This is a genomic window from Rhizobium sp. NLR8a, from assembly GCF_019685235.1.
In the GTDB taxonomy this organism is placed as follows: domain Bacteria; phylum Pseudomonadota; class Alphaproteobacteria; order Rhizobiales; family Rhizobiaceae; genus Rhizobium.
This window is the reverse complement of the sequence record NZ_JABDWI010000004.1, coordinates 240,952-262,415: the sequence shown is the minus strand read 5'-3', so window position 1 is coordinate 262,415 and position 21,464 is coordinate 240,952. Positions and strand designations below refer to the sequence as shown.

General features: G+C 63.4%; 18 protein-coding genes. 13 read left to right on the top strand and 5 right to left on the bottom strand.

The window, feature by feature from the left end:
- Positions 1–74 precede the first annotated feature (74 nt).
- A complete protein-coding gene (locus HJC04_RS09490) occupies positions 75–1,565 on the top strand; it encodes an MDR family MFS transporter (RefSeq protein WP_221145879.1) in 1,491 nt (496 codons plus the stop codon).
- A gap of 229 nt (positions 1,566–1,794) precedes the next feature.
- Here the strand turns inward: HJC04_RS09490 and HJC04_RS09485 are convergent, their stop codons facing one another.
- The 3 genes from HJC04_RS09485 to HJC04_RS09475 all read right to left on the bottom strand — a co-directional run bounded on the left by HJC04_RS09485 (position 1,795) and on the right by HJC04_RS09475 (position 6,023).
- On the bottom strand, positions 1,795–3,744 hold the full coding sequence (locus HJC04_RS09485; protein WP_221145878.1) for an ABC transporter ATP-binding protein/permease: 1,950 nt from the start codon (positions 3,742–3,744) through the stop codon (positions 1,795–1,797).
- 92 nt (positions 3,745–3,836) lie between these two features.
- Positions 3,837–4,961: a hypothetical protein gene (locus HJC04_RS09480; protein ID WP_221145877.1), complete on the bottom strand. Its 1,125-nt coding sequence runs from the start codon at positions 4,959–4,961 to the stop codon at positions 3,837–3,839.
- Positions 4,962–5,123: 162 nt separating this feature from the next.
- A complete protein-coding gene (locus HJC04_RS09475) occupies positions 5,124–6,023 on the bottom strand; it encodes a GntR family transcriptional regulator (RefSeq protein ID WP_210629352.1) in 900 nt (299 codons plus the stop codon).
- A 236-nt stretch (positions 6,024–6,259) separates the two neighbouring features.
- Between HJC04_RS09475 and HJC04_RS09470 the strand changes: the two genes are divergently transcribed.
- From HJC04_RS09470 to HJC04_RS09440, 7 genes are all read left to right on the top strand, one after another.
- The gene (locus HJC04_RS09470; protein ID WP_210629353.1) at positions 6,260–7,762 is read left to right on the top strand and encodes a UxaA family hydrolase; all 1,503 of its coding nucleotides are present in this window, start codon (positions 6,260–6,262) and stop codon (positions 7,760–7,762) included.
- A gap of 46 nt (positions 7,763–7,808) precedes the next feature.
- Positions 7,809–8,828, top strand: coding sequence for an aldo/keto reductase (locus HJC04_RS09465; RefSeq protein WP_221145875.1), 1,020 nt, complete (start codon positions 7,809–7,811; stop codon positions 8,826–8,828).
- Between the two features lie 10 nt (positions 8,829–8,838).
- The gene (locus HJC04_RS09460) at positions 8,839–9,285 is read left to right on the top strand and encodes an RbsD/FucU family protein (protein WP_210629355.1); all 447 of its coding nucleotides are present in this window, start codon (positions 8,839–8,841) and stop codon (positions 9,283–9,285) included.
- Positions 9,286–9,493: 208 nt separating this feature from the next.
- Positions 9,494–10,483: an ABC transporter substrate-binding protein gene (locus HJC04_RS09455; RefSeq protein ID WP_210629356.1), complete on the top strand. Its 990-nt coding sequence runs from the start codon at positions 9,494–9,496 to the stop codon at positions 10,481–10,483.
- Between the two features lie 103 nt (positions 10,484–10,586).
- On the top strand, positions 10,587–12,140 hold the full coding sequence (locus HJC04_RS09450) for a sugar ABC transporter ATP-binding protein (protein ID WP_210629357.1): 1,554 nt from the start codon (positions 10,587–10,589) through the stop codon (positions 12,138–12,140).
- A gap of 75 nt (positions 12,141–12,215) precedes the next feature.
- A complete protein-coding gene (locus HJC04_RS09445; protein WP_210629358.1) occupies positions 12,216–13,190 on the top strand; it encodes an ABC transporter permease in 975 nt (324 codons plus the stop codon).
- Between the two features lie 264 nt (positions 13,191–13,454).
- Complete coding sequence (locus HJC04_RS09440; protein WP_210629359.1) at positions 13,455–14,474, top strand: zinc-binding alcohol dehydrogenase family protein; 1,020 nt, start codon at positions 13,455–13,457, stop codon at positions 14,472–14,474.
- Between the two features lie 308 nt (positions 14,475–14,782).
- Here HJC04_RS09440 and HJC04_RS09435 read toward each other — a convergent pair whose 3' ends face one another.
- On the bottom strand, positions 14,783–15,508 hold the full coding sequence (locus HJC04_RS09435) for a copper homeostasis protein CutC (RefSeq protein ID WP_210629360.1): 726 nt from the start codon (positions 15,506–15,508) through the stop codon (positions 14,783–14,785).
- On the bottom strand, positions 15,505–16,743 hold the full coding sequence (locus tag HJC04_RS09430; protein WP_221145865.1) for a LysR family transcriptional regulator: 1,239 nt from the start codon (positions 16,741–16,743) through the stop codon (positions 15,505–15,507). Before HJC04_RS09430 ends, HJC04_RS09435 begins: the two co-directional genes overlap by 4 nt.
- 412 nt (positions 16,744–17,155) lie before the next feature.
- Here HJC04_RS09430 and HJC04_RS09425 point away from each other — a divergent pair, with 412 nt between their 5' ends.
- From HJC04_RS09425 to HJC04_RS09405, 5 genes are all read left to right on the top strand, one after another.
- The gene (locus HJC04_RS09425) at positions 17,156–18,064 is read left to right on the top strand and encodes an ABC transporter substrate-binding protein (RefSeq protein WP_210629362.1); all 909 of its coding nucleotides are present in this window, start codon (positions 17,156–17,158) and stop codon (positions 18,062–18,064) included.
- A 71-nt stretch (positions 18,065–18,135) separates the two neighbouring features.
- The gene (locus HJC04_RS09420) at positions 18,136–19,302 is read left to right on the top strand and encodes an ABC transporter permease (RefSeq protein WP_210629363.1); all 1,167 of its coding nucleotides are present in this window, start codon (positions 18,136–18,138) and stop codon (positions 19,300–19,302) included.
- Positions 19,299–20,243 (top strand): ABC transporter ATP-binding protein, encoded by a 945-nt coding sequence (locus tag HJC04_RS09415; protein WP_221145863.1) that lies wholly within the window; start codon positions 19,299–19,301, stop codon positions 20,241–20,243. Before HJC04_RS09420 ends, HJC04_RS09415 begins: the two co-directional genes overlap by 4 nt.
- Positions 20,240–20,989, top strand: coding sequence for an ABC transporter permease (locus tag HJC04_RS09410; protein WP_210629365.1), 750 nt, complete (start codon positions 20,240–20,242; stop codon positions 20,987–20,989). The genes HJC04_RS09415 and HJC04_RS09410 overlap by 4 nt, the downstream gene beginning before the upstream one ends.
- A 47-nt stretch (positions 20,990–21,036) precedes the next feature.
- The gene (locus tag HJC04_RS09405; RefSeq protein WP_210629366.1) at positions 21,037–21,432 is read left to right on the top strand and encodes a VOC family protein; all 396 of its coding nucleotides are present in this window, start codon (positions 21,037–21,039) and stop codon (positions 21,430–21,432) included.
- Positions 21,433–21,464 lie beyond the last annotated feature (32 nt).

Sequence of the window (21,464 nt, the reverse complement as noted above, 5' to 3'; positions counted from 1 at the left end):
GCACATGGCGATCGCCACACCCAGCCAGCCTGCCGATATCTCCGGCGTCCGCGGAGCACCCGAAGAGGACCGTCATGTCGAATGCAGCGCACCGCTCGAACCGCGTGCTTGTCGTCGCGACCATCATGGTGGCGACATTCATGGTTGCCATCGAGGCGACGATCGTGGCGACGGCGATGCCGCGCATCGTCGGCCAACTCGGCGGCTTTTCCTATTACAGCTGGGTGTTTTCGGCCTTCCTGCTGGCGCAGTCGACGACGACGGTCATCTACGGCAAGCTTTCCGATATTTTCGGACGCAAGCCGGTGCTGATCGGCGGCATCCTGATCTTCCTCGCCGGCTCTCTGCTCTGCGGCTTTGCCTGGTCGATGATGTCGCTGGTGCTGTTCCGGCTGCTGCAAGGGCTCGGCGCCGGCGCAATCCAGCCGGTGACGATGACCATCATCGGCGATCTCTTCAAGCTCGAGGAACGCGGCCGCGTGCAGGGGGCGATGGCGACCGTCTGGGCGACATCGGCCGTCGTCGGGCCGCTTGCCGGCGGCATCATCGTCGACACCTTCTCCTGGGCCTGGATCTTCTGGATCAACCTGCCGATCGGCATCGTCTCGATCATCGCCTTCATGATTTTCCTGAAGGAGGACGTCGCGCACAAGCAGGCGAGGATCGATTATCTCGGATCCGTGCTGTTTTCGATTTCGATCGTCGCCCTGCTCGTCATGCTGACGGAAACCGATGCAGGCGCCTGGATCCTGCTGTCGCTCTTCGCCGTCTTCGTCGTCGCGGGGCTCTTCTTCCTCGCCCAGGAGAGGCGGGCGCCGGAACCGATCATTTCGATCGCGCTCTGGAGCCGCCGGCTGATCGCGACCAGCAATGCGGCGACGCTGCTTGCCGGCATGGCGCTGATCGGGCTTTCCACCATCCTGCCGATTTACGTGCAGGGCGTGCTCGGCCGCTCTCCTGTTGTCGCCGGCTTCACGCTCACCATGCTCATCGTCGGCTGGCCCTTGGCAGTGATGCTCTCCAGCCGCTTTTACCGGGCCTTCGGCATTCGCCGCACACTGCGCGTCGGCAGCCTGATGTTTCCGTTCGGTGCCTGCTTCCTGTTGTTCCTGACGCCCGAAGGCTCGCCGCTTCTGGCCGGCGCCGGCTCCTTCTTCATGGGCTTCGGCATGGGCCTGATCAGCCTGACGAGCATCGTGCTGGTGCAGGACAGCGTCGAATGGTCGATGCGCGGCAGCGCCACGGCCTCGATCATCTTCGCCCGCAGCCTCGGCAATACGCTCGGCGCCACCGTGCTCGGCGCCATCCTCAATGCCGGCATCAGCCATTATGCGAGCGGTGAAACGGCGGCCGCCCTTCACAAGGCGCTGAACCAGCCGACCGGCCTCTCGGCGCTCGCCGCCGATCCGGCGATCCGCGGCATCTTCGACGCGGCCCTGCACTGGAGCTTCTGGGGCGTGGTCGTCGTCGCGGTGCTGACCTTCTTCACCACCTGGCTGATCCCAGTCGGCCACCGCCAGGCACGCGAAGAGCCGGCGGCGGCAAGCGAGGCGGCCTCGCATTGACACGGTTGCTCCTCACGGGGAGCGCCTGGCAGTTTGTTGACAACGTTTCCTCCGTCATGCTCGGCCTTGTGCTGCCTTGTGCCGAGCATCTGAGCACCGCGATTTCACGAGAACCATTTATTGTCAGGTACTTGTTCGACGTGCTCAGATCCTCGGCACAAGGCCGAGGATGACGTCGCCGGTATCCACGTAACTACGGAAACCGCTTCGTCCTTCTCCTGAAATAGCTTTAGCGGCGGTTGTCCAAAACCCGCAGGATCAGGTTTCGTCTTCCCTTGCGTGGGACGAGATCAATATCGCTGACGAGCTTTGCGCCGCCCTCGCGCCGTTCCAAGGTGATCTTGCGGCTGTGGAAGGCTTCCAGCTCGGCGCGATGCGCAACGCTGATGATGGTTGCCGCCGGCAATTCATCGATCACCATCTCCATCATCCTGTCCTGGCTCTTCTCGTCGAGTGCCGAGGTCGCTTCGTCGAGCACGATGATATCGGGGGTATGCAGCAGCAGCCGTGCGAAGGCGAGCCGCTGCTTTTCGCCGCCGGACAGGATCTGGTCCCAGGGCGCGTCTTCCTCGATCTTCTCGCTCAGATAATCCAGCCCCACCTTGGCAAGGGCCGCCTTGATTTCCTCCGGCGTCCAGCTGTCGGCGGCGCGGGGGTAGGCCACCGCGCGGCGAAGCGTCCCGGACGGGATATAAGGCCGCTGCGGCAACATGAACAAGCGCCGGTCGCCGTGGAAATCGACGCTGCCGTGACCCCAGGGCCAAAGACCGGCAATGGCGCGCACCAGCGTACTCTTGCCCGAGCCGGATTCGCCTGCCACGAGCACCCGCTCGCCCGGTGCGATCTCGACCTGGGCTTCCTTGACCACCGCGGTGCCGTCGTCGAGAGACACCGCGAGATCGTTCAAGTTCAGGATCGCATTGTCCTTGGTTTCACCGTGCCTGATGCGTCCCAGAACGTCGCTCTGTTCGGCGCGCTCGAGGCCGTCGAGCGACATCATCAGCGAGGCGACGCGTCGGGCGCAGGCGTTCCAGTCGGCAAGGCGCGGGTAGTTATCGACCAGCCAACCGAAGGCCGTCTGAACGATGGCGAAGGCGGAGGCCGCCTGCATGACCTCGCCAAGCGTCATGCCGCCTGCGAGAAATTTTGGCGCGCACAGCAGGAGCGGCACAACAGGAGCAATCAGCATCGACCCGTGCGAGACGAAGGTCGTTCGCATGTGCTGGCGGGCAAGCAGCGCCCATTGCTTGAGCACATTGGAAAATGTCTTGTCGAGGTCGCTACGCTCCTCTTCCTCGCCGCCGAGCAATGCGATGCTCTCGCCGTTTTCGCGCACACGGGTCAGCGTGTAGCGGAGTTCGGCCTCGACCTGGTTCTTGACCTCCGAGACCTGGACGAAATGGCGGCCGATGACCGCGATCACGGTCGAGGTGATCACGGCATAGAGGACCGCGGTGACGACGAGAAAACCGGGGATGGTGATGGTCGACCCCGCGACCGGCAGCGTGAGCGCCCCGCCGATCGTCCACAGCACGACGATGAAGGTCGAGGCCGACAGAAAGGCGGCAATGACGCCGGCGACGAAATCGACCGGTGCTTCGGTCGCGATCCGCAAATCCTCCGAGAGGCGCGCCTCGGGATTCTTGTGGTCGCCGTCGATAAGGTTCAACTGATAATAACGACCGTTGGCCAGCCAGCGCGTGATCACCGCCTTCGTCAGCCAGGAGCGCCAGCGACGCTGGATCATCATGCGAACATAGACTTGTGCGGTGACGAGGGCGACGCTTCCGAGCACAAGCGGCACGAAGACGGCGCTGAGATAATAGACGGTGCCGGCGTCGTGTCGCTCTATGGCGTCGAAGATCCCGCGGTTCCAGCGATTGATCCCATATTGGAAGCCGACATTCATGCAGATCATCGTCAACAGACCGATCGAGCACGGCCAGGCGAGCTTGTCGCCACTGCTGCCCCAGTAGCGGCGGGCGCTGATCCAGAAACGCCTCAGCAAATATCGCTTGCGCGCCTGCTCGGCCTCCTCGGGCGTGAGCTTCTGACTTGGTTCGATGACATCTTGCGGCGGCTCGACCTCGACAGTCGATGCCTTCTCCTGGCGCGTCTTTTCGGCACCGTCCTGCTCGGTGCCATCGACCGATTTCGGTTTGAGTGTAACGTCGGTCATGAGCACCATAACGGCGTACAAATCAGAAGGTTTCATGGCGGTGCGGGACACGGCGTCGGCGGCGCCGAAGGGCCACTGCCTTACTGTCGCCGTTAGGTCCTGCTTGCACCCAGGACATAGCTGTCGTTCGCCGCCTTCTGGACCATTGCGATGGCGATCGGCGGAAGGATGAAACTCCAGATGCCGAGCCAGGCAATCGAGATCGGATTTCCCTGGCCTCTGTCGCGGGCCCGCTCACTCAGCAGGTCGCCAAGGGTCATGACAAGAACCGGCAATCCGAGCGGCACGAGGATGGCGATCAGCATGGCCGCAAGCGGCGTGATCAGGCGCTGCGACCGTGCGGCGCCCGCAAGCTCCCCGTGGATGCGATAGACCCAATAGGCAAGGTAGACGAAGGCGGCCAGCGCGATGCCGAGGACCAGAAGCGCCAAAAGCAGCGCGACCGGAGAACGGGCGACCTCGAAATCACCCGCCTGCAGCAGATTGAGCCCGAGCACCGTCAGGAAAATAAGGATCAGCGGTGCGACCAGGATGATGGCGACCAAGAGGGGTGATCGCCGCCGCGGTGCAAGCGGTTTGTGCCGAGGACGCGGCGGTTCATCGAAGGCGAGGTTTCCAGCCGGCACCAGCACTATGACGGCGAGGAGCAGGCAGGCCAGAAAAGCTGAAACAACGGGCACGGCGCCGAGATCGAACCCGTACAACCACGAGGCGACGGCCGGTGCAAAGGCTGAAATCAGGATCGTCGTCGACATCAGCGTCAGGACGCAGCCGAAGTCGATCTTGCCCGGCCGCCCACCCACCAGGAATATCGCGGCCGCCAGAGGATAGACAGCCCGCATCGCACCGACCACCAGGCCGAACAAAAACAGAAATACCGGCGATGCCCAGAGCGCAGGCGTCGGCAGCAAACAGACGGCTACGACCGCGCAGACGAGAACTGGCGAAATCAAAGCCGACCGACCATGGCGGCTCGCAACGACAAAGGCCAGGAAGGCGCCGACCACCCAGCCAAGGGTGGAGCCGAAATAGAAAATGCCGATTGTCTGCGCGCTGCTTCCCGCCATCTGCGAGATCACGGGGAAGACCGTGCTCAACCCTTGTCCGGCCATCGCCACAAGAAGCGACGACAAAAAGACCGCCCAATAGCGATAGGTGCTCAAGAATTCGGCCAGCTTCCATTCGGCAGCGGTGGAGGGTGCAGAGGTGTTTTCCATTGGTGAAACTTGCTCTCCATTCATGACCATCGCTCATCGCCGACGGCGGAGATCGACCATGCGCATCAAAGAGCTATTTCAATAGCTGTAACGGAGCATTCGCATCAACCCAGACGTTTGCCGACTTGGCTGCGGCACGGCACCGGAGCAGCCCTCCTCGGCTCAGGCGTTTTCGCTCACATTCTGCGGCAGAGATTGCAGCAGGGTCTGACGGGCGGAGCGCAGGTGGACGCGGCAGGCTTTTCCGATCGCTGCCTGGTCGCCGGATTCCAGTGCGGCGATATAATCCAGATGTTCGTGGATGGCGCGTTCGTTGCGCTCGCGGGCGGCCGTCTTGTTCCACTGGTAGTGATAGTGGAAGATGATGGCGATCGCATCGTAGAAATCGGCAATGAAGCGGTTCTTCGAGGCGCGGTGGATCAACAGGTGGAAGCGCTCGTCGAGGACCGAGAAGTCCTTGAAGCGCTGGTTGATGTCGGCAAGCATGGAAAGATGCTCCTCGCGCATGGCGGCCAGATCGATCCAGGCCTGATTTTCGCGCGAAAGCCTGCCGAATTCGGCGGCGGAGTGCAGCTCGAACATTTCGCGGACATCGGCAAGCTCGAGCGCGAATTCGCGGGTGAAGCCCTTCAGCGTCCAATGGCTGTTCGGCCGCTTTTCGATCAGTCCGAAGCGGGAGAAGCGGATCAGGAATTCACGCACGCTCGTTGTGCCGGTGCCGATCTCGCGGGCAAGCTCCAGCTCGTTGATCTGCATGCCGGGTGCGGCATCGTCGGCCAGGATGCGCCGCATGAAGCTGCGCTCGATGATGTCGTGCAGCGAATCCGTCTCTTCGGAAGGAAACAGGTCGCGGTCGGTGGGCTCGCGCAGCACGATCTTCTGACGTTTGTTCCAGCGGATGATGCCTTCATCGCTGAGGCGGGTGAGGATGGCGCGCGCGGTTGAACGGCTGACGCCGAGCTGGGCTGCGATCTCCGGTTCCGACGGCAGCGCCGTATCCGTGCGCAGGGCCGCGGCATACCTGTTGTAGGCTTCCTTGAAGACCGTATTCTGCCTTGCCATCAGATCCCCCGCTTTCCGCCCGCGTGCCGGGATTGCCGTTCCGCTTCAACAGCGAAACGGCGCCCGACCGGAGCTTGTTGAAAAAACCATTAGCGTATTTCCGATCGTCTGCGGCGCATTGCCTCCCTCGTCCACAGGATCAATATTCCCGTTGACTTGAAAATGTTTATTGTAGATAAAAAACAAAATCAATCGCATTCGCCGATGCAGCGAGCGTTTCCTTCAGGGAGAAGAGATTGGACAAACAGCCTTGGATCATCCTGTCGGCCGGCGACAATGTCGCGGTCGCAACGGCCGCCATCGCCGAGGGTTCGACGGTTGCCGGCATTGCAGCCCGCCAGAAGATCGAGCCGGGCCACAAGGTGGCGATCGCGGATATTCCGCTTGGCTCCGCCGTGGTGAAATACGGGCAGGCGATCGGCCGCACCACCGCCGAGGTCAAGGCCGGTGACCATGTGCACAGCCATAATCTGCATTTTGAAAACGACCGTCTGGCCGCCACCGCCAATTCGGCGCCGGCAGAAGCAACCGCAGAGGACAAGGCGCGCACCTTCATGGGCTATCGCCGCGCCGATGGGCGGGCGGCGACGCGCAACTATATCGGCATCATCGCCAGCGTGAACTGTTCCACCACCGTCTGCCGGGCAATCGCCGACGAGGCGAACCGGACGATCCTGCCGCATTACGACGGCATCGACGGTTTCGTGCCGATCGTGCACGACCAGGGCTGCGGCATGAGCTCGACCGGCGACGGCATGAACGTGCTGCACCGCACACTTGCCGGCTATACCAGGCATGTCAATTTCGGCGGCGTGTTGATGATCGGCCTCGGCTGTGAGGTCAACCAGCTGACGCTTTACGGCCAGAGCGGTGCGGGCGCCTCGAAGCGCCACTTCAACATTCAGGATGCCGGCGGTTCGCGCCGCGCGGTCGAGCGCGCCATGGGCGTGCTGCGCGAGATCGCCGCCGATGTCGGCAGGGAGAAGCGCATGCCGATTTCGATCGGCGAGATCATCATCGGCCTGCAATGCGGCGGCTCGGATGGCTTTTCCGGCATCACCGCCAATCCGGCGCTCGGTGTCGCCGCCGATCTGCTGGCGGCGGCCGGCGGCACGGCGATCCTGTCGGAGACCTCGGAAATCTATGGCGCCGAACATCTGCTGCGCAGCCGCGCCGTCAGCGACGAGGTGGCGCGAAAACTCGACGAGAAAATCGCCTGGTGGGAAGATTACGTCGCGCTGCACGGCGCCTCGCTCGACAACAATCCGTCGCCCGGCAACAAGCGCGGCGGGCTCACCACCATCCTGGAAAAGTCGCTCGGCGCCGTGGCCAAGGGCGGCCGCTCGCCGCTGACGGCGGTCTATGGCTATGCCGAGCGGGTGACCGCGCCCGGCCTCGTCTTCATGGACACGCCCGGCTACGATCCGGTTTCAGCGACCGGACAGGTGGCGGGCGGGGCAAATATGATCGCCTTTACCACCGGCCGCGGCAGCTGCTTCGGCTGCCGGCCGGCGCCGTCGCTGAAGCTGTCCAGCAATTCGGCGCTCTATGCCTCGATGGAAGAGGACATGGACATCGATTGCGGCACGATCGCCACCGGCGACGCGACGATCAGCGGCAAGGGCCGCGAGATCTTCGATCTGATCGTCGACACGGCCTCCGGCAAGAAGACCAAGAGCGAGATCTTCGGTTACGGCGATAACGAATTCGTGCCTTGGCATCTCGGCGCTACGCTCTAGATTGCGATGCTAAGCTTTTGTTTTTACGCAATTCCCGGGGGGCATGATGAAGACGAGACGGATTGGCAAGACCGGGCTTGAGGTGACCGAGATCAGCTACGGCGCAGCTCCCCTGGGTGGTCTCTACCGCGACTGCCCGCGCGATCAGGCGATGGAGACGCTACGGGCAGCCTGGGACAGCGGCATCCGCTATTTCGATGTCGCTCCCTGGTACGGCCTCGGCCTTGCGGAACGGCGCGTTGGCGATTTCCTGCGCGATCAGCCGGATGGCGCCTACGTGCTTTCCACCAAGGTCGGCCGGCTGCTGAGGCCGGTGCCGACGGGTACCGTTCCCGACTATAGCTATGTCAATCCGCTCTCCTTCGACGCCGATTACGACTATTCCTATGACGGCATCATGCGCTCGGTCGAGTTCAGCTATGCGCGCCTCGGCCTCAACCGCATCGACATTCTCTACGTGCATGATATCGGCGTCTATACGCATGGCGCGGCGAAGAACGCGGTCTACCAGAAGCAGCTTCTCGATTCCGGCATCAAGGCGCTGGACGCGCTCAAGTCATCGGGCGCCATCTCTGCCTTCGGCCTCGGCGTCAACGAGGTGCCGGTCTGCCTCGACGTCATGCGCCATGCCGATCTCGACTGCATCCTGCTTGCCGGCCGTTATACGCTGCTCGACCGTTCGGCGGTCGCCGAACTTCTGCCGCTCTGCCGGCAGAAGGGCACATCGCTCGTCGTCGGCGGCGTCTTCAACTCCGGCATCCTCGCTACAGGCCCGGTGCCGGGCTCACATTTCGACTATATGCCGGCCGATGCGGACGTTCTTGCCAAGGTCGGCGCCATGGAGGCAATCGCCAAGCGTCACGGCGTGCCGCTCGCGGCCGCCGCCATGCAATTTCCACTGCGCGACCCGATCGTCGCCTCGGTGCTGATCGGCACGGCAAAACCGTCGAGCCTGACGCGCAACATGGAGACAGTCGAGCCGCCGCTAGCCGACGAGATCTACGACGAATTCGAACCCTATACGCTCACTGCGCCGCCGCTCGGCGCCGAAGCGGTCCGGGTCTGAGGGAGACAACATGCTGAGAGGTATTCATCCGCTGCTCGGGCCCGATCTGCTTCATGCGCTGAAGACGATGGGGCATGGCGACGACATCGTCATCGCAGACGCCAATTTCCCCGCGGGCTCGATGGGCCCACCGGTCATCCGCGCCGACGGCGTCAGCGCCACCGCGATGGCCGAGGCGATCCTGACACATATGCCGCTCGACACTTTCGTACCCGAGACTGCCTGGCGGATGGAGGTAGTCGGCGACCCGCAGGCCGTGCCCGAGGTCTGCGCCGAATTTCAGGAAATCGTCGCCCAGCGCGCCGGCGAGTTTTCGATCGTGCCGGTGGAGCGTTTCGCCTTTTATGCGATGGCGCGCAAGGCCGCCTATATCGTGGCGACAACCGAATTCCGGCTGTATGGCAACCTGATTTTGAAAAAGGGCGTCGTGCATCCGCACGAGGTCGATTTCACCTGATAGCTATTTTAGGTTATCGCAGTATTGGAATAAAATCAGATGCTTGGAAGGAGTTTTCCGTAGCAAAAAAGCTGGATTGACGCCCTTGCAATTTGATTGCGCCTCGGCTAGCTTCTGTCTGCAAATGTTTTTTATCGATAAAAACCCTCCGCCAGCGTTCAGCGGTCCGGTTTATTGGAGGAGAACGCATCCTGAGAGGAGAACTTTTATGAGCATCGTGAAATCCCTGCTGTCCCGCCGCGCCTTTACCGCGCTCGCGGGTGCCGCCGTCATCGCCACAGCGATGCCGGTCACGTCCTTTGCCGCCGACGTGACGATCCCGATCATCGTCAAGGACACGACGTCCTTCTACTGGCAGATCGTTCTGGCCGGCGCCCGCAAGGCCGGCAAGGATCTCGGCGTCAACGTGCCGGAACTCGGCGCCCAGGCAGAATCCGACATCAACGGCCAGATCAGCATTCTGGAGAATGCCGTTGCCGGCAAGCCGGCCGCCATCGTCATCTCGCCGACCGAATTCAAGGCGCTCGGCAAGCCGATCGACGAAGCCGCCAAGTCGGTTCCGATCATCGGCATCGACTCCGGTGCCGACTCCAAGGCGTTCAGCTCGTTCCTGACGACCGACAACGTCCAGGGCGGCCGCATCGCCGCCGACGGTCTTGCCGCCGCCATCAAGGAGATGACCGGCAAGGAAGAAGGCGACATCGTCATCCTGACCAATCTTCCCGGCGTCGGCTCACTGGAACAGCGCCGCGAAGGCTTCCTCGATCAGATCAAGACCAAGCATCCGGGTCTGAAGGTCATCGCCGACAAGTATGGTGACGGCCAAGCAACCACCGGCCTCAACATGATGACCGACCTGATCACGGCCAACCCGAAGCTCGTCGGCGTCTTCGCCTCGAACCTAATCCTCGCGCAGGGCGTCGGCCAGGCGATCGCCGAAAACAAGCTCGGCGACAAGATCAAGGTCATCGGCTTCGACAGTGACGACAAGACGGTCGGTTTCCTCAAGGACGGTGCGATTGCCGGCCTCGTCGTTCAGGACCCCTATCGCATGGGCTATGACGGCATCAAGACCGCGCTTGCCGTCTCCAAGGGCGAAAAGGTTCCTGAGAATGTCGACACCGGCGCAAACCTCGTCACCAAGGCGAACATGGCCGATCCGAAGATCGACGCGCTCCTGAACCCGAAGATCAAGTAAGACGACAGACGGGCCGCGCCGGCTCAAAAACCGGCGCGGCCTTTTCCATCCATGGTATGGTTCAGCAGGGATGGAGCAGACGCGACAAGAGGAGGAGAGGTCCATGATCGGACTGGAAGAGGTCAGTCATCGCCACGATGACAGCGCCACGCTGAAAGAAGCCAATCGCATTCCCGCCGGATCGCCTATCCTCGAACTCAAGGGCCTGCAGAAGAATTACGGTCATGTGCAGGCGCTGAAACCGGCGACGCTGACCTTCCTGGCCGGAGAGATCCACGCCATCGTCGGCGAAAACGGCGCCGGCAAATCCACCCTGATCAAATTGCTCACCGGCGTCATCACCCGCACGGCCGGCGAGGTGCTGTGGTGCGGCCATCCCGTCGGACTGTCGACGCCGAACGAGGCGATCGCCCGCGGCATCAATGCCGTCCACCAGGAAGTGGTGCTCTGCCCGCACCTGACGGTCGCCGCCAACCTCTTCCTCGGCGACGAGGTCAACCGCTATGGCCTGATGCGCAAGAAGCAGATGGAAAAGATGGCGCAGGCGGTACTCGACGATCTTGGCTTCGGCCTGCCGGCCGGCGCGCTTCTAAGTTCGCTGACGATCGGCCAGCAGCAGCTGGTGGCAACGGCGCGCGCGGCGATGCGCGGCACGCAATTCCTGATCTTCGACGAACCCACCGCCTATCTGACACGCCAGGAATCGGCGCAGCTGTTCAAGCTGATCCGCCGCCTGCAGGGCGAAGGCGTGACCATCGTCTATATCAGCCACCGCATGGAGGAGGTCTTCGAACTGGCCGACCGGGTCTCGGTGCTGCGCGACGGCACGCATGTCGGCACGCGGCTGATCGGCGAGACCAATGATGCCGAGCTGATCGCTTTGATGATCAACCGCTCGATCGAGCAGATCTACCACAAGGAAGAGATCGCCTTCGGCGAGACGATCGTCGAGGTCAAAGGGCTTTCGGGTCCGGGTTTCGAGGACGTGTCGCTCAGCGTCAAATCAGGACAGATCGTCGGCCTCTATGGCCTGATCGGCGCCGGACGCAGCGAATTCGCGCTGGGCCTTTATGGGCGCCAGCCGAAAAGCGCCGGCGAAATCCACTGGATGGGCAAGCGCGTCGACATCCGGAACGAACGCACGGCCATGGAGCTCGGCATTGCGCTGGCGCCGGAAAGCCGGCGCGACCAGGGGCTCTGCCTCAATCAGTCGATCGGCCTCAATATCAACCTGCCGGTCTTCGGGCGCCTCAGCCACGGGCCGGTCATCAACCATGCGCGGGAATCGGCGAATGCCGACAATCAGATCCGCAATCTCAGCATCAAGACGCCGAGCCGGCGCGTTCCGGCCTCCAGCATGTCGGGCGGTAACCAGCAGAAGATCGTCATCGGCAAGTGGCTGAGCCACGGCGCCAGGCTGTTCATCTTCGACGAACCAACCGTCGGCGTCGACGTCGGCACCAAGGCGGAAATCTACCGGCTGTTCGCCAAGCTTCTGAAGGAGGGGGCGGGCATCATCCTCATCTCCTCCTATCTGCCAGAGGTCTACGAACTGGCCGACCGGCTGCACGTCTTCCGCGGCGGCAGGATCGTCGCCAGCCATGATTTCCACGCGGCGACGCATGAAGAAGTGCTCAGCGAAGCGATCGGCGTCTGAGCACGAGACAACAAAGAGATAGAGCATTTCCGCGGTTCGGAGAAAAACGGAAAGGCTCTAAGAGGGAGAAAATTCATGACTGCCACCCCCACCGAAATCGTCGCGCCGCCGCCGCGCCGGAAAATGAATATCCTGTTCGGCCTGACGCTGATCGGGCTCTTGATCTTCCTCTGGGTCGTGCTCGGCTTCGTCACCGCCAGCTTCTGGACGCCGCTCAACATCTCGAACCTGCTGCGTCAGGGGGCGATGACGGCGATTCTGGCGCTCGGCCAGACCTTCGTCATTATCACCGCCGGCATCGACCTGTCGGTCGGCGCCATCGTCGGCTTCTGCACGGTCATCATCGCCTGGCTGCTGCAGGCCGGCGTGCCGCTCTGGGCGGCGATCGTGCTGACGCTCGCCATCGGTGTGGCGATCGGCGCCTTCCACGGCTTCGGCATCGTCCATATGGGCCTGCCGCCGTTCATCATCACGCTGGCAACGCTGACATCGCTGCGCGGCATCGGCCTGCTGATCACCAACGGTTCGACGATCAGCATCACCGACGAGAGCTTCAGCAATTTCGCCCGTGCCGATTTCCTCGGCATTCCCAGTCTGTTCTGGATGGTCATCCTGGTGGCGGTGCCTTCCTTCGTCTTCCTGCATCTCAGCCGCTGGGGCCGCTATCTCTTCGCGGTCGGCTCGAATGCGGAAGCCGCGCGCCTTTCCGGCGTCAACGTCAAGGGCATGATCTATCTCGCCTATATCCTCTCGGCCGGCTTTGCCGCCTTCGTCGGCGTGCTGCTCGCCTCGCGCATCGCGATCGGCAATGCGACGCAAGCCGACGGCTGGGAACTGCAGGCGATCGCATCCTCGGTCATCGGCGGCACCAGCCTGTTCGGCGCGGTCGGCTCCGTGCACGGCCCGCTGATCGGCGCCTTCATTCTCGCCACCATCAACAACGGCGCCAACCTTCTGAACGTCAACTCCTTCTGGCAGCGCATCATCACCGGACTGCTGATCATCGTGATCGTGTTCTTCGACCAGTTGCGCCGCCGCAAGAGCAGCTGAGCAGCGAGAGAGAGCGGCCTGCCCCTCATCCGGCTGCCGCCACCTTCTCCCCGCTCGCGGGGAGAAGGGACCAGGCCGCAACCTCTCGGTCCCTCGCCAATGTCTCGCTGGGCACGTCCCCTCGCCCCGCAAGCGGGGGTCCGCAGGACGGGTCGAGACGAGTGGCTCGACCCTGGTAAGGCTAGGGTGAGGGGCAGCTATCCGCCCGAACCGAACAGCAGTTGGCACGACACAGAGTAAAGAACGAAGAATGCGAGACCCGTCATGAAAGCAGTTGTTTGCCGCGAACCCGGCGTACTCGACATCGTCGAACGCCCATCACCTTCCGCACCGGCGCCCGGATGGGTGCGGCTGGCCGTCAGCCATGTCGGCATCTGCGGCACGGATTATCACATCTACGAGGGCAAGCACCCTTTCCTCGAATATCCCCGGGTGATGGGGCATGAGATCTCGGCGACGGTGATCGAGGCCGGCGACGGCGTGGCGCTTACGGCCGGCACGCCTGTCATCGTCAACCCCTATCTCTCCTGCGGTCAATGTGTCGCCTGCATCAAGGGCAAGCCGAACTGCTGCACCAACATCAAGGTCCTCGGCGTCCATACCGATGGCGCCTTCTGCGAGGAGATCTCCGTTCCGGCAGGCAATCTCTATCCCGCCAAGGGCCTCAGCCTCGAAGCGGCGGCGACGACGGAATTTCTGGCGATCGGCGCCCATGCGGTGCGCCGCTCGCTCGCCGGCGCCGGCGCGCGCTCGCTCGTCATCGGCGCCGGGCCGATCGGGCTCGGCGCTGCGATCTTCTCGCGCATCGCCGGCCATGACGTGACGCTGCTCGATACCAGCGCCGAACGGCTGCAGATGGCCGCCGAACGCTTCGGCTTCACCTCCGGCATCGTCGCCAACGAGGCGACGGCCGAGGCCGTCAAGGAAAAGACCAATGGCGACGGCTTCGACGTGGTCTTCGACGCCACAGGTTACGGCCCGTCGATGGAGAAAGCCTTCTCCTTCGTCGCCCACGGCGGCGCGCTGGTGCTGGTCAGCGTCGTCAAGGACGACATCCGCTTCTCCGATCCGGAGTTCCACAAGCGCGAGATGATGCTGATCGGTAGCCGCAATGCCACTCGCGCCGATTTCGAGCACGTGGCGGATTCGATCGCCAAAGGGCTGGTGCCGGTCGACAAGCTGATCACCCACCGCACGACACTCGCCGACGCGCCGCGCGATGTGGCCCGCTGGGCGCATGAGAAGAGCGGGCTGATCAAGGCGGTGATCAGGGTTGGTGGGTAGGTAGGACGTGTATCATGCGCGCGGAGTGCTGCGCGTGGATACTCGGGTCAAGCCCGAGTAGGACGGAGTATGAGGCGGCTGCAGCGAGAGGCGGGACGTCCGGAGGAATTCCAGCAAAATGCGAGCGGTTTTGGGTGGAACTCGCCTAGGCAAACACGGTAACTGCAAAAGCCACTGGGTTTGCGGTACCTGCCGCACAGGCTCCCCCACTCTCCATCGTGCTCGGGCTTGACCCGAGGACCCATGGCCGCAGGCGCTCCATTCGCGTTCCAAACTGCAACCGTTTGTCGTCAACAGTGCAGAAACCGCTAACACACCGCCGCAATCGCCCTGCTCATCTCCCTAACCGCCGCGGCATCCGTCCGGTTCGCACTTTTCGCCTCGAAACCAAAAGCCACCGCACGCGGATCGCGGCTTTCGACCGGCGAGCTGCAGGAGCCGTGGACCTCTCGGGCTCCGGTCGCACGGAGAATTTCGCCGACATTGGCAGGGCGGACGCCGCTGCCAGGCATGATCGAGATGCGGCCGGCCGCTTTCTCTGAAAGACGCTTCAGCGTATCGAGGCCGTCGGCCGCCTTCGGCGCGCAGCCGGAGGTCAGGATGCGCTCAACGCCGAGTTCGATCGCCTGTTCCAGCGCCTGATCGGCATCCGGCACCAGGTCGAAAGCGCGGTGCAGCGTCGAGCCTAGGCCGGCGGCATGCGCCTTCAGACGGTGGAGCAGCGGCAGGTCGAGCGTGCCGTCCGGGCGGTTGGCGCCGATGACGACGCCGGCGAGGCCGGCTGCGCGCACCGCGTCGATATCGAGCATCATCGCCTCCTCGTCGACGCTGTCGAAAATGAAGGGGCCGGCGTGCGGGCGGATCATGGCATAGACCGGAATCGGCGCCCGGGCGGCGATCCGCATCAGGCTCGGCAGCGGCGTCAGACCGCCGAGCTCCAGCGCCGAGCACAGCTCGATGCGGCCGGCGCCGCCTTCGATTGCGGCGGCAAGGCCCGCGGCGCTGTCGACGCAGACTTCCAGTAAAATCGTCACGCTGCCGTCTCCCTGGCCCCGTCGACCTGCTTTGTGATGGGCGCGGCAGATTCCGAGGTGATTTTGGCGGCCGCCGCGATGATCATCTCGCAGGCATCGGCAGCGGCTTTTCGATGGTTGAAGGCGACGTGATAGGACATCGGCAGATGCTCGTCGAGATCGACGATGCGCACCTTGTCGGCGATCGGCATGGCGCTGACACGGCCGAGGAAGGAGACGTAGCCGTGATTGGCGACGAGATCGACGATGACAGGCAGCGAATCCGCCGCGGTGATATCCCGGCTGCGCAAGCGCCGGTCGGGTGCGCTCGCTTCGCTGAAGGCCATGGCGGCGTGGCCGAGACCGGTGCGCGGGCTCGGCGTGCAGATCGCATGCGCGGCGACGAGTTCGGCGACTGTGGTTTGGGTGCTTTGCGGCGGCGCGATCGCCACCATGTCGGTCTGCAGCAATTCGCGATGCCGGAAATGTTCCAGGCCGAAGACCGAATCCAGGACGGCGACGTCGATGCGGCCGCTCTTCAGCGCCTCGCGCAGGTCGTCGGCGGTCATCGAGACCAGCGAAATCGCGTTGTTGCTGCGGCGCGCATTCCATTCGGAGACCAGCAGGCCCAGGCAGCGCGCCACCCAGCTTTCCGATCCCGTCGGGATGATCGAGCCGATGCGCAGCGACCGCGCGGTGCGGCGGTAGCGCTCGTCGGCGGCCGATTTCAGATCGTTCCATGCCTGGCTGATCGCCATGAAGATCTGGTAGGCGCGCCTGCCCTCCTCCGTCAGCACCGAGCCCTGCGCCTGCCGCTCGAACAGGCGGCGGCCGAGAAATCGCTCCAAATTGGCGAGCTGCAGCGAAAGCTGCGGTTGCCCCAAGTGAAGGCGGCGGGCAGCGCGGTTGATGCTGCCCTGGTCGGCCACCTCGAGAAAGCGCTCGATCGCAACCACCTTGACGGGGATGCGCGACGCCCAGGCCTCGGCCGTCCCGCTGGCGTCGTGGCCTGCAAATTTGCCGAGTTCGCCGATCGCGACGGTAATCGGCTGCAGGCCTTCGAGCAACCCGCCGGCGGCGATCAGCATCACCAGTTCGCCGGAAGCGCGTTCCGTCAGTTTCATCGCCAGTTCGGTCTCGGCATTACGGATTGCCGCAGACACGGTGGACGGCGACAGCTGGAAGCGGCGCGCGGTCTCGCGGACTGAACCTGAGGTCAGGACGTGGTGCGTTATGAACAGGGCGCCGAGATGCAAAAGGCGGGCTCCGGAAAGCGCTGGAAGAACCGGACGATATGACGTGTTCGCGAAAAAAGATATCCCTGCCCCGGGAGAGCGGGGCTATCGTCACCTTCATAACAAGGCGGGCGGCGGAATTCCCGCAAACGAGCACCGGACCATCGTGGGAACACGCAAGGGGACAAAAACAAATCGCGCCGGCCTTGGAAAAGGGAATGCATTTCCGCGCGCGGAAAGAGGTTCGCCGTCATAATCGTCGGCGCGACCGCAAATACTGGAGGGGGCTTGCATCGATTTTTCGGGCGGGCACGCTATTTCCATGACGCACGCAATTCGGATGATGGCGGCCTTACCGCCTTCGCCGGCGGATTTCCTGCGCGCAAGCCTTGCCGGCTTGGGCCTCATCACGGTGTTTAAAAGGGGATATTCAATGCTGAAGAAACTCGCACTTGCCGTTTCGCTCTCCGCCTTCGCAGCGGGCGCGGTTCAGGCCGCCGACGTCGTCGTCTCGTCGAAGATCGACACGGAAGGCACGCTGCTCGGCAACGTCATCGCACTGGCGCTCGAAGCCAACGGCATCAAGACGCAGGACCGTATCGCACTCGGCGCCACACCGGTGGTGCGCAAGGCGATCACCGCAGGCGAAATCGACATCTACCCAGAATATACCGGCAATGCCGGCTTCTTCTTCAACAAGGCCGATGACGCCGCCTGGAAGAACATCGACCAGGGTTACGAGCTGGCGAAGAAGCTCGACTACGAGGCCAACAAGATCGTCTGGCTGACGCCGTCGCCGGCTAATAACACCTGGGCGCTCGCCGTGCGCAATGACGTCGCCCAGCCGAACAAGCTGAAGAGCCTGACTGACTTCGGCAAATGGGTCGCCGGCGGCGGCGCTGCCAAGCTTGCGGCTTCCGCCGAATTCGTCAATTCGGCCGGCGCGCTGCCCGCCTTTCAGACCACCTATGGCTTCCAGCTGAAGCCCGACCAGATGGTCGTTCTTTCCGGCGGCGATACCGCGGCGACGATCAAGGCGGCCGCCGACCAGACGAACGGCGTCAACACCGCGATGGTCTACGGCACCGACGGCGCGATCGAAGCGGCCGAGCTCACCGTTCTCGAAGACGACAAGAACGTGCAGCAGGTCTATGCGCCGACCCCGATCATCCGCGAAGAGGTGCTGAAGGCCAATCCGAAGATCGAGGAAATCCTCTCGCCGATCTTCAAGAGCCTGAGCGCCGACGAGTTGCGCAAGCTCAATGCCAAGATCCAGGTGGACGGCGAGCCGGCAAAGTCTGTTGCCGAAGCCTATCTCAAGGAAAAAGGCTTCCTGAAGTAATCATTGCCGCTCCGCCCCGTCGCGGGCGGAGCCTCCCCTGACGACAGGGTCGGCCAGACAGGGTTGGATTGATGGAAGAAAGCTCAACGGTCCGCAGGCTGGATCGGCTCGGCGTGGTTCTGGTGGCGGGCGGCATTGCGGCGACGGCACTGATGCCCTTCATCTACGTCAAGGCGAACCGCATCGCCGCCGGCAAGCCGATGCTGCTGATGCAGCTTCTTCCCCAGCCCTCCGTCATCATCCTGACCGCCCTTCTCGTCCTGACCGCCCTCGCCACCTTGTTTCTCCGAAATGCCATGGCGCGGCTCGTCATTGCCACCCTTTGCCTTGCCGCACTGATCGCTGCGATCGGCCTGGTCTCGACCGCGGCGACGCCGCCCGGCAGCACGGTGGCGCGCATGACGCCCGGCGGCGGCTTTTGGGTGCTGTTCGCGGTGATCGGGCTCATCATATCGGACGCGCTGGTCAAGATCCGGCTGGCGCCCTGGATGCGGGTGGCAGCGCTTGGCGTCTACGCGGCGCTGCTCTTCGCCTTTCTCGCCTCCGGCCTGCTGGACAGCCTCTCGATCATGAAGGAATTCTCGACGCGGTCGGCACAGTTCGAGACCGAGGCATTCTCACATCTGCTGCTGGCGCTCGGCTCGCTCGTTATCGCCATCACTCTCGGCCTGCCGCTCGGCATTCTGTGCTTCTGGGTGCCGAAGCTCAGGGCCGTCGTGCTGCAGGGCCTAAGCCTGATCCAGACGATCCCGAGCCTGGCGCTCTTCGGCCTGTTGATGCTGCCGCTCGGCTATCTCGCCACCCATGTGCCGCTTGCTGCTGCCATCGGCATTCGCGGCATCGGCACGGCGCCTGCCTTGATTGCACTCGTGCTCTATTCGCTGCTGCCGATCGTCGCCAATACCGTCGTCGGCCTGCAGGGCGTCGACCCCTCGGTGCGCGATGCCGCCGCCGGCATGGGGCTGACGCGCCGGCAGATCCTCTTTGGCATCGACATGCCGCTTGCCTTTCCGGTCATCCTCACCGGCATCCGCATCGTACTGGTGCAGGCAATCGGCATGGTGACGATTGCCGCGCTGATCGGCGGCGGCGGTTTCGGCATCTTCATCTTCCAGGGGCTCGGCCAGACGGCGATGGACCTCGTCCTGCTCGGCGCCGTGCCGACCGTCTTCTTCGCCTTCTCATCGGCCGTCATCCTCGATGCGGTCATCGACAGCATCCGGGGACCTGCCGCATGAGCATGATCGAGATCAGGAACGTCACCAAACGCTATGGTGCTGCCACCGTCGTCGACAAGGTCTCGATGAACGTCGAAAAGGGCGAGATCACCGTCATCGTCGGCACGTCGGGCTCGGGCAAATCGACGCTGATGCGGATGATCAACCGGCTGGTGCCGATCAGCGAGGGCCAGATCTTCGTCAACGGCCAGAATGTGATGGATGTCGAGGTGACCGAGCTCCGCCGCCGGATCGGTTATGCGATCCAGGGGCACGGACTGTTTCCGCACCGGACCGTGGCGCAGAATATCGCCACAGTGCCGCGGCTGCTCGAATGGGATTCCAGGCGCATAGCCGCCCGCGTGGAGGAACTGCTCGGGCTTTTCAACCTCGATCCGGCCGAGTTCGCCGAGAAATATCCGCATCAGCTTTCCGGCGGCCAGCAGCAGCGCGTCGGCGTCGCCCGCGCCCTCGCCGCCGAACCGGAACTGCTGTTGATGGACGAGCCCTTCGGTGCGCTCGATCCCGTCATCCGCGGAAAGGCGCAGGATGATCTCCTGGCGATCCAGAAGCAGTTCGGCACGACCGTCATCCTCGTCACCCACGACATGGACGAGGCCTTCCATCTCGGCAACCAGATCGCCGTGATGAGCCAGGGCCGACTGTTGCAATGCTCGACTCCGGAAAAGATCCTCACCGAACCGGCCGATCCCTTCGTGCAGCAACTGACCGGCACCTCCGACCGGGCGCTGAGGCTGATGTCGCTGCTGCCGCTGAAGGAGAGCATGGAGCCGGCCAAGAGCGGCCTCGCCTATGCCCTGCCGCAGTCGCTCAGCCTTCGCGATGCGCTCGCCGAAATGATCTGGCAGGGGGTCGACGAGGCGGCGGTGCAGGATGGCGAAAAGGCGCCGGTGGGATCGATCTCGATGACAAGGCTGCTCGAACTGGGCCGCAAGGCATGAAACTCGTCGTCGCCAATCTCTTCCGGCTAACCGCACTCGGCTTGCTGCTGATCCTGCTTTTCAGGACCCAGTGGCTTTCCTTCCTGTTGACGCCGCTGACCAGCAACAATGCGCCCGCTGTCTATACGCAGAACAGCCTTGTCTCGCTGGCGCTCGGACATCTGCAACTGGTGATCGGATCGATCGTCTGCAGCGCCGTGCTCGCCGTTGCCGGCGGCATCTTCGTGACGCGGGAAAGCGGCGCGGATTTCCTGCCGCTGTCGCGCGCCATCGCCAATGCCGGCCAGACCTTCCCGCCGGTCGCCGTTCTGGCGCTCGCCGTGCCCGCCACCGGCTTCGGCGCCATGCCAACGCTGATCGCGCTCTTCCTCTACGGCCTGCTGCCGATCTTCGAAAACACCGTCGCCGGCCTGAAGCAGGTGTCGCCGCAGGTGCTCGACGCGGCCGACGGCATGGGCATGAACGGCACGCAGCGGCTCACGCGCGTCGAGCTGCCGCTTGCGCTGCCGCTGATCCTCGAAGGGCTGAAGGTCGCGACCGTGATCAATATCGGCACGGCGACGATCGGCTCGACGGTTGCCGCCAAGGGTCTCGGCGAGGTGATCATCGCCGGGCTGATATCGGACAATACCGCCTTCATCCTGCAGGGCGGGCTGATCGTCGGGCTGATGGCGGTACTGATCTATGACGCCATGGGCCTCGTCGAAGCGGCGATCACGCGAAGAATCGGCTTGCGCCCGGCGTAAGAGGACCGCTACCAAGGCTGCGGTGATCGATTGAACGGGAGGCCGCCTTGGCGAAGATGATCCACTCCATGATCCGCGTTCTCGACGAGGCGCGCTCGGTCGAGTTCTACGGCAAGGCCTTCGGTCTCTCGGTTGCCGACCGTGTCGATTTCGACACCTTCACGCTGATCTATCTGAGCAATGCCGAGACCGGCTTCGAGCTGGAGCTGACCGTCAACAAGGGCCGCACCGAACCCTATGATCTCGGCAAAGGCTATGGCCATCTCGCCGTCTCGGTCGAAGAAGTCGCCGTCGAGCGCGAGCGCATGGTGAAACTGGGGCTCAAGCCGGGCGAGCTGGTGGAGCTCAACCGCGACGGCAAGTTGTTCGGCCTATTCTTCTTCGTCAGCGATCCCGACGGCTACAAGATCGAAGTGCTGCAGCGCCACGGCCGATTTCTCTGACGGCGCGCGATCTTCCGATCCAACCATAATCC